At 37.2% G+C, this 10,535-nt stretch carries 3 protein-coding genes; 1 reads left to right on the top strand and 2 read right to left on the bottom strand.

The window, feature by feature from the left end:
* On the top strand, nt 1-202 hold a 202-nt coding region (locus AC2UZJ_RS11260), incomplete at its 5' end, for an integrase core domain-containing protein (RefSeq protein WP_486950255.1).
* A 97-nt stretch (nt 203-299) separates the two neighbouring features.
* Here AC2UZJ_RS11260 and AC2UZJ_RS11255 read toward each other — a convergent pair.
* Together AC2UZJ_RS11255 and AC2UZJ_RS11250 are read right to left on the bottom strand one after the other, a co-directional pair.
* Complete coding sequence (locus AC2UZJ_RS11255; protein ID WP_486950254.1) at nt 300-2,951, bottom strand: DEAD/DEAH box helicase; 2,652 nt, start codon at nt 2,949-2,951, stop codon at nt 300-302.
* A complete protein-coding gene (locus AC2UZJ_RS11250; RefSeq protein ID WP_486950253.1) occupies nt 2,944-10,446 on the bottom strand; it encodes a sacsin N-terminal ATP-binding-like domain-containing protein in 7,503 nt (2,500 codons plus the stop codon). The genes AC2UZJ_RS11255 and AC2UZJ_RS11250 overlap by 8 nt, the downstream gene beginning before the upstream one ends.
* Nucleotides 10,447-10,535 lie beyond the last annotated feature (89 nt).

Below are 10,535 nucleotides of genomic sequence, written 5' to 3'. Positions count from 1 at the left end.
ACCCGGTAAGCCGACGCAGAATGCATTTGTGGAAAGTCTGAATGGTAAATTTAGGAATGAGTGTTTGAACTTACACTGGTTCAGAACGATTAACGAAGCCCGCTATGAAATTGAACAATGGCAACGCCATTACAACGACGAAAGACCACATAGCACCTTAAACTACTTGCCACCGGCAATTTATGCAAAACAGGTGGCATAATAGCTAAAATCTCATCGAACTATTGGTGTTAATTGAGGAGATAGGTCAATCCATCCTATATCTATCCAAAACATACAATTCGCTCTCTGTAATTCTTCTATGAATAATTACTCGGCTGAAAAAACGCAATTTCATTACTACGTACTTTCGTTGCGTCAATACCCATCTCAGAAAGCAAGCTTGGGATTTTAACCTTAAACTCTTCAAGCCATTCTTGAAAAATATTTTCATCTCCAGGAATGACCTCTACTTCTTTTTTAGGCCTTAGTTTATTATCATTTAATAACCGTAAAACCTCCCAGTCTCTTAGTATTTTTAGGTTTTTGATTGTGCCTGTAATTCCAAATAACATTGGATAGACTCGTGAGGACTGATCTGTCACTAGAGTAGCTACAGAAATAATAAGTAGAGGGTCAGTCAAGCCCTCTAAAACACAAAAAACGCCATTAAACTGTTGAGCTTGTTCCAATGCCTTAGTCATTAATGGGTGACCGACTCCCATTAAGTTATCAGGCTTAGATTCTCCTTTACGACTAAAGCTGACGTTTTTATATTGGCTGCGTATAGCATGTGAGGTCATCCAGCTTTCAGGAGTTTTAAATGATATTTCAAACTCACTCTCTGCAAATGGACGGCGTTGGTTGAAAGCAATTAAACGTTGAAAAAATGGTAATAACTCAGGTAGGTCAACGGGAGGCACGTCTTGCAATCCTGATAAATCAAAGCCTTTAGCATTACCCACTAGTTGCTTTACTGTATTAACAGCAGTCTCACCGCCTAGAGTTCCTGTTTTTTCATTAAACCAACTATCAAAACGCTCACGGGGAACATTCGAGGCATTGAGAAATAAATCCTCAAATACTGCATCTCCACTCATACCTAAAATTAACTGTAGCAAATCTTCAGGCTCATCCATTGCAGAGCCTACTGTACGCATAATATCAGCTAACTTAGTTTCTAATTTATCCCAAATTAATGCTTCTACGGTTGCAGCATTACGTAAAGAAACCACTTTAACTGATTTTTTTTGTCCATAACGATTTAATCGTCCTACACGCTGATGCAGACGCATAGGATTCCAGGGAAGATCAACATGAATTAGGGCACTACAATTTTGTTGTAGGTCAATCCCTTCGCCACCTGCTTCGGTGGAAATAAGAAAACGAATATCGCCAGAATTAAATGCTTGGCATGTGGCCTCTCTACGTTTACTTAAACTGCGTATGCGCCCATCAGGAAATAAAACATGATTAAGCTTATTATCACCATTGATAAAACCAACTGTATTTTTCCCAAATTCGGTCATTAAGGCGGAAACGATTAAAGCCTGTGTTCGTTTATACTCGGTAAAAAGTAAAACAGACTCATCAGGAAAACGCTGTTTAATTATTTCTATGACGCGTAATATGCGTGTTTCTTCTGTTACAGCTTCACCGGCTGCGATTAGCTCAGTTAAGTAATTATGCTCGTCTATCATTAACTTTAACTGAGCTTGCTTTTCAGCTTCAGCCCATCTAGCTAAAGCATGCATACTCTCATCTTCGTCTTCTGGTTCATCCAGAGGGTTTTCTAGCTCTTTCTTAGAAACTTCAGCCGCCTCGTATAATCTTTTTTGACGATTTTTCAGAGCTGACACGACAGCAGCAATAGAACTTGAGGCAAGCTTTTGCAGAGCAATTAGTACTAATATTACTTGTCCCCCCTCTGTCTTACTCAGGGATGAGGCATAGGCTTTACCCGCCATAATAAACTCAGACATCCTTTGGTAGAACTTTTCTTCTGCGTCTGTATAAGTGAAAGTTTCTGGAAATTGTTGTACAGGATGAAATAGTCGATTTCCCTGCATATCAGTGGCTTTTTGCTTGGCATTACGAATAAGGTAGTTAGGTAACGCTTTTAACATTTGCTCCTCATCTTTTTTAGGACCAAATAAATTACTGTTTAGTAAGCTCATCAACGACCAAAAACCATGACTTTTACCTCGGTGCGGAGTTGCTGTAAATAAAATACATGAATCTACTTTGCCAGCACGTTGTAACTTATCAACGAGAGAAAAGCCCAAGGTCCTACTGGATCGATGCTCTACATTTAAATGATGGGCTTCATCTACAATCAACATATCCCAAGCAGGGGCATCAAGTAGTCGTTGGTGTCTATCATTATGGTCTGTGCGTAATGTAGATAATGAGGCAATCACTACGGAATGAATACCCCAATAGTCTGTGCGCTCAGTGTCCTGTTGAGGATGGTAAGTTGATGCTCTTATGTCAAACATACTTTTTAAACGCTGCTGCCACTGCTCAACCAGCTTGGGAGGGGTAAGAATAAGTAATCGTTGTACTCTACGATTAGCTAATAAAGGCCAAAGAATGAGCCCCGCCTCAATAGTTTTGCCCATTCCCACATCATCAGCAATCAGTAAACGAATTGGCCACGTTTTTAACGCTTGATGGCATACCCAAAGTTGATGAGGTAATAATGAAATAAGGGATCGAGTAAATACTCCCCATGAGTTATTTACAGAGGCGATTGCTTCAGCTTGCGCTTTTAAAACAACCTCTGTTGAAGGACTAATCAGCTGCTCCGCAATCGCGTCCTCTACGTTTACTACCGGAGTTAACTCACTAAGAAGTAGTTGCTCTATACCATGGGCAAAACGTATAACAGCAGTGTCTACTTCAAGCATCATAAGAGTGCCTTGTCCATGCCTAGCATGTATCACACTCATGCTTGGTTTAAAGTTATGCATGATAATCCCTACTATCTAATTCCTCATCCCATTGAGAGATTTCATGCAATAAACCTTCATCCTTAGAAAGAATGAGTAGAGGGATATCATAATCACCATAAAAGTTTTTAGCTTCTGGGTCTGTTATTTCATCTTGCAAAAAATCATATATATCCTGACTATTTTCTACTTCCTGACAACCCAGCTCCATTAGAAAATCTTTAACTCGTTGTCTAGGCATGTATGCCATTTTCTTTGCAATCTCTGATGAGAGGACATCTGTACGTAATAACTCTCTGATAATCAAATGATGACCTAAATGTAGTGTTTTCTCTATTGAAGGCATATTTAAACCCGAACCACTTAATGATGAATCTGCCTCTGGAGTCAATAAGTTAGCAACTTGATTTGACTCCCTGTAATCAATACCTTTAAATAATTCAACGTAGTCATCAAACCAACGAGCAACGCGATAAAGTCTGGGGAAGTTATCAATCCAATATTCAAACCTGGTATCTAATCTACTGTCTTCTGCGTATTCACGCAAAATGGCCATCCACTCTTGCTCGCTAGTTTCAGGGTTTTCATACACAATCGTATCCCACCAGCCTTTTTCATTTAAAAAAGAAACAAATCCTTTATGCTGTTGATCTGTTACTCGTCCCATGCGTGTAAAAACAGCAAGGCTAAATAGTGTCATCCAGGCTTCTTTGTCATCATTGGCTAAGCCCGTTATATCTACTTCTTCTGGCCAAAACTCTTTTTGATATTTCTTTAAATATTCATTACGATGCACTTTCCACCATTTTGAAATAGTTGATAAGGTGGGTGGTAGCGAGTATAGTCCTACCGTAAGCTCCATCTCTTCATTAATAGATGAATCGTTTAGCCTTCTAAGAACCTCTGTTTTTTCTCGATCTGTACATTCGCTAAAGCATTTATCATCAGCGTTTAGATCAAAAAGCCAGTTTCCCGTATGTTTATGATTTAATATAAATCTCCAAACATCACTTTCATCCAATGATCTAGCTAGTACTCTTAGTACAGCACTTTTTTGCTCGAAGGTTTCAGCATCAAGACACCACTGTGCTTGCTCATGATATAAGGGAGAGTAAAACTCTAAGTAGTTGGAGAAGCTAATCCAGCCTTCAATAGAGTGATATTCCGAATGTAGTTGCAACTCAGCTGGTGCCAGAGTATTTAGTCCCTGTCTATTTTTTAAAGCATCTAAATTTACAAGATTGCCTATATACTTCCAGCTATTATTTTTGCTTTTGAGCTTTATGTCTTGTAAGTATTTATCCCATTGAGTTTCTGTGAAGTAATGTGGCCAACTTTCAATGATTCTGGCAAGATAAGGCAGGTCCTCAGAGTGTAATCGCTTCTCGTGACCTAAGGTATTAACCAAAACTTCTTCATCTAAAATAACTACTGATGATTTATTAGTGTCTAATATCTCAGCTTCTAATAACCATTCATAAACACTATTACTTACCCATTTTTGGATTGAGTGTTTTTTTCCAAATAGTGGCCAACTAGACAGAAGCTCAATAGGAATATTTTGCTTAATTACTAGACGTAGCTGATTGATTTCCATTAACCCTGTATGGTCAGGTATATTTAACCCACTAGGTACTAGTTTTGTTACTTTTACCACCTGCTTAAAAAGCTCTTTACCAAAACGACTTAATAAAACACTATCTTGTGAAATAGACGTGTCATCATCATTGCTTTCGTGCATCTTCACGACTTGCCAAAAACTAAGCCAAAACTGATTTACAGTCATAGATTTTGCTAAGTGCAGCTTTTTAGACCATGTAACCCAATCTTGGCATGTTTCATTTATGAGGGTAATGACTAAGGGTGCTATTTCCTTGGCCAGTCTTTCAGCTAGATTCTGATTTTTCGCAGCTGCTTCACCTTGAGGTAGACTTCCCCGACCCGTATCAATAGAAAAATTAGCATTAAGCAACATACCTTGAGCCTCCATACCTTGGGTCGGCGCATTCACCCATACGGCAGGGATTCCATGAGTTTTTCTAGATGAAATGTTTTTCTTAATGCCGCTACTATCTAATGATAAAGCCAGATGCCCTAAACTAGATTCAAATACTAGTAAATTAATAACAGCAAAGCCTTTTTTACTAGATATGTTAACTTGACCTAGGAAGCAATTAGATTCATTTCTATCAGCGGATAATAAACAATCAGGTTTCCATCGAAATGCATGCTCTGATATTGTTATATGATTTATATTACGAGTAAACACCGTACACAAGCTCGCTAGTCGCTTAAACCGAGATAGCAAATTATATTTATTATCTTGCTTTACACTTAGCTCAACAACGGTTGGTTGTAGATTTGTTGTACCTTGAATAGCTTTTAACTTCTCTTTCGCTTCACTGCTTATATCATCTAAAACGGGTAAGCAACCCGCTACTATTTTAAAGCGTAAATCCCCACTGGCTACTATCGGGTTATCGCAAGCTAAAAAAGTACTTTTGAAACCTAATCCAAACTTTCCTGTTGTTACGTTTTCATCACTTTTCCCTGAGGCCCCCAGCATTAACATACGCTCTATATCTTGACGATAATGATAAAACCTATCTTCATTGTGCTCAGAGTAATTGATGGGCCGACCCCAATGTATGAGTACAACACTATGATTAGTAGTTAGTACAGCAAAATGTCCTATCTCTTGTTTGGGAAAAGTAGGTCTCTTTTTTATCTGTTGTATTTCCTGAAACTCGCTAACAGCATCATCTGCATTTTGCAAAATTTCAAAGGGTATACTTGATAGTTGGTACTGACTATCTTGAAGTTTTCTTTTAATAGCAGAAAGAATCGTATTCTGTACATCAGCATTATGTTCTACTAAGTTTGATAGTTTATTAGCAGCCTCTTTAAGCTTAGCAGATGCCTTTTCGGTGCTATCATTTTGAATTTCTGCATTTTTCTTATCTACACGTGCTCTATCATAATTTATTAATGCTTGACGAATATCTTCTTGCTTCTTAGCTTCAGCATATTGCTCTAGCATAGCTGGCATACTATCTAAGATAAGGGATTTCGCAACGGCTAACTCTATCTGATTAGATTTCTCAAAACTGTTCCAAAGAGTTGTTAAGTTGACATTTTCTTGTTTATAGATGTTCTTTAATAAATCTTCTGCTGTGCGCTGTAGAATTCGTTTTTGATCCGCGCTTTCAAAACGACTAAGCTCAGACAGAGAGCGCATGATTACGATAAACTGTTTACTACTACCTTTATCTTTTACATATAAGCTACTTACCGCTTCCAGAGGTTGGATCTCTAGTGAGATTTCATTACCTAAAATTGTATTAACTTCGATAAAATTTGACTTAAGAACCTCAATGTACATGGAGAAGTAATCCATGGCTTGCTCAACTGTTCTAACAGATGAGGTCATCCATTTAAGCCTCCTTCTACCCTGATCATCTTCATACCCAGGGTGTTGCCAGTTAAGCTGATTTATATAACTCTCATAAGAGATTGGGCTTAATAAGTGCTCTGTTAAATCTTTTGCCTTTGTGCCAAACATACCAATAGCAGCACCTAAACTCTGGAAACTACTGGAGTTAGTAGGAATATCCTCAATCCATTGCCTCAAATGAGAATCTAGATCATAGTTACTATCAACCTCAGATGAGTCATTTGATAAATCATCTGTTTCCACTCGTTTTTCAGAGCGGTTTATATCAATAATATTTCCTAAAATATTTACTAGTTCTGGGTGTAACTCATAGCGTGTCTGTATACCTGAAACACCAGCTACAAGTTGGGTGGCTGGTTGAAAGCTATTATCTTTAGCTAATAGCGTTAAACGACCTAGACGTGGCTTTAAAGCCTGGAGTGAATCACTATTTATCCACTCTTTAACAAAGTTGATAAATAGTGACGCTTTGCTAGTGTCTGCACTTGAAGATAACTCCAAAAGAGCACTTTCAACCTGTTCTGTAATTAATTGGCTATTTAGCTTAGGGGTAACGTGCTGAGTTAATATATCTATATCAATAGTGGCACTTAGATTATTGATAATACGCCAACCCGGTACACTTTTTAGTGCAGAAAGTGCTGATAAACTATTTGTAGTATCTGTATTAATCTGAACATTTGCACCTAAACTATAGCCAGCCCTTACCATCTCATCAGCAATATTACGTAAAGACTGATACTCATCAAACAGTATTTCATGCAAGTTTTTATAGTTGATGTGTTTTTGAATTTCATCAGTTAGCTGACTTGACAAAGCGCAAATACTTTTTGATTCCTCTAAAAAACCTCTAAGCTCATCTTCTATCTCAGGTAAGTAAATAATATCTTTAGGCGCTATAGGTTTACCATTGCTTAGTTTTAGCCAAGCTGTATTTTTCCATAAGTTTAAACTATCACCATTTTTGATTTTAGATATTTTTTCTAATAAATAGTCATAGTGTAAAGAGGGATCAGAATGATTTTTTAAAATTATTTCTGCTGCTTTTTCAGGTGACCAACCAGCTATAAAATCATGCTGTACACCTTGAAGATTTTTATCTTGACTAGGGGTGATTAAACGCACTTTATCTGCTATATCAGTTGGTAATGTAGGCTCTATGCCTAAAAAACAGTTTTCATCTATAGGACCATGTATACCATTAACATCTAGATGAAATGGTAGTTTTTTCCAGAGCTTCTCATCATTTTTTACATGATTTAAAATTCTTTCTTTTTCTTCAATGGAAAATTTACTTGAATCGATAGCATCAATTCGACTTATGTCGTTTTTTAAAAAATCTATGACACTTTTTGCATCTATAGATTTAACATTTAATATTTCAAATTTAGCAGGTGGAATTGTATCAATTAGCTGAGGCATTAAAACTGCCCAAGTATTAGGCTCAACCATCTGCCAGAGCTTCCTCCATTCGGGCTCTTTAGTCTGGCTTGAGCTCCAAAGCACAGAGTCAATATCAGAAAACTTCTCTGAGTCACCATGCAGCAAATACCGAGCTCCTTTTTTTGCATATATATCATTCGCTTCCAAGGCGCTTATTGCTTTAGATAAAAATTGAGAGCGTGTATTTATATCATTTAAAAATGGTGGGCTAACCTGAGCTCCTATAGCACCAAAAACAGCGTTAGAATCATTCGGTGCTCTAGTATTTAACTTCGTATAATCGCGTACATCTCTAGTGATTGATAAAGGATTTAAATCTTCTACTACTTTAATTAAATCATCTAAAAAACTTCTTTCATTAGGGGCTACTCTACTAAATAAAAGTTCCTTACTTTGGGTAGATCTTAGCTCTTTTAAAGAAATAGCTATTTCTCGTTTATCTCTGGCTGAAAATGCGACTAATAGTGGTAAATCAAAATGTTGCTTTAAAATAAAGACAGTAAAACTCTTATCTTTCAAGCTGTTAAATATAGATTTAACCAACTCAATATACGAAACTTCTGGCGTGCTTATTTGCTGTAGCTCTAAGCCAATAACTTTTAGCCAAGCGCTTGCCGTATCTCTATGGATATCTGGGTTATTGTGCTCCGTTGCCGTTAAATCTTTGGGTAGCACCAATATGTCTGTTGGTACTTGCAGAAGCTTTTTATATAAAAACTCAGGTATTGCTAGTCGTTCTTTTGGATCTCTTGAGCCTAAGCCACATACTAGTTTTTTTGGTAAGAGGTTTATTAATTCTATAAAAATAGCTCTATTTTGACGAATATCAGATAAAGAGCAGAACTGTAACAGCTCTTGAATACGCTGCACAAGTGCAGCTTGTACAGTAGAGTAATTAAGTAACACAAGTACGTGAGTCGATAAAAACTCTACTGTATAACTTAAATAATTTTTTGACGTTAAAGTCTCCATATGCATGGAGTTAATCACATTAAGCAAGTCATTTTCATGCCATGTAGCAGTAGACAACATCAAAGATGGAGCATTTTTATCAATAAATAAAGCCTTTAACCCACTCAATCCTGGCAATGCTTTCCAAGGACGCTCATAGTCATTGTTTTTTGGCGTAGTGATCGCTAGAAATCGTGTTGACCCTCCTACCGATTTAACTAAGTCCCAGTGTAAACCTCGTTTTGTTAGGCGACGTACATAGCTATATTCAACACAAATGAATTTCTCAAAATCATTAATAAAAGATCCACTCTTGTTTTTACAGTCCTTTAAGGCTCCAACTAAAGCAGCTACCTCGTTATCAGTTAATTTATACTGGTCGATATATTGAGCCAAAACTGGTAAAAAAGAAGGTAAAACTAGCTTTTGGGCAACACCTTGATTCCAAGCTTTATGAATTTCATCTTCTTTATAATCTTCATCAAAATCCAAAGTAGGTACAGGGTGTTTAAATAATTCTGCTCCTTCTATGCCACGCCTGCCTGCATCAACAAAAAATTGACCGTGAAGCACGATACGATACTCTCTTGAACTATTGGGTATAGTAATTTCATAGTTAAGCTCTTGTTCTTCTACAGGTAAAAAAACGGCCCATTGAATACTTAGGTGTCCTCTAGACTTATTTTGATGCGCAAAAAGAACAGCTCCCTCTGCTTCCGCCTTGTCCGGCACTGGAGTATTTATTCTGTTTTTAATTACATTTACTTTTGGCCAAGCGTCTTGTTGTTTTAGTTTAGTAAAAAAGGGGTCGTTAGTTAATGCCTTCTGATGTGCGAAAAAATACAAAGGCTCACTACTTGTATTTTTATCTTTAATCTGCCCTTTCATATAAAGCTCAGGGCTAATATGATCTAACCGTTGATGTTCGTTAGATAGGGTTAATTTAGTCTCAAATGCTGCTTGCTGCTCACCGCCTAAAAATTGAACTTTTTCTATATGTCGCAGCAAGGGGAGCAACGCTGCAATTTGTTGTTCTATATTTTCTTGAGAAAAAAGCTCACTATTCTGTGATGTGGTTTCGTCTGTATAAACATTCATAATAGGCGCACTATCTTGCGCTACATGACTCACCTGACGTAACGGAATCCACAATAAAAACCAGTTATTTGATTTAAAATTTTCTGCTTGCTGGTGAGCAATATCTTTTAATAATAATGCGTCTTGATCATCTTGAGAAAATTGCTCCCAATCTGCATGCTTTTCATTTAGCCCGTCTTGAAACCAAGGGCTTAGTACTTCTATGTACTCTTGAGTTCCATCGTAACCCACATAAAAAAAGGCTTCGCATAAGTGAAATACACTTTTCATGCCAAGCCCAAATTTTCCTATTGCCCCTTTTTCTGCTGCTTTACTATTTAACCCAAATGAGTTTATTGCCGCTTTATCTTCAGCCAAGAATCGACCATCGTTTATTAACCATAATGCCGGCCCTTTAAGTAACTGATTCACCGCTTCTTTAAAACCTGGATGATGACCGAAAACTAGATTTTTAGCACCCGCATCATCAGCATTTTGTATTAGCTCCTTAAGGATTGGAAAGCCACTTTTATAGCGATCACGCAAGTTATCAACAATTAAATTAACGTAGTCTGTAGTAAATCTTGCCATGCATTAAGCTCGCTAAAAAATAATAAAGTACATTTTTGTAATTTTTGTTTACAAAGCAACCATAATATATACCAAACTCAGTTGGTAAT

Source organism: Paenalcaligenes sp. DL 309 (assembly GCF_057475285.1).
Note: the sequence above shows the minus strand (reverse complement) of the source record. Positions and strands in the feature narration are given on the sequence as shown.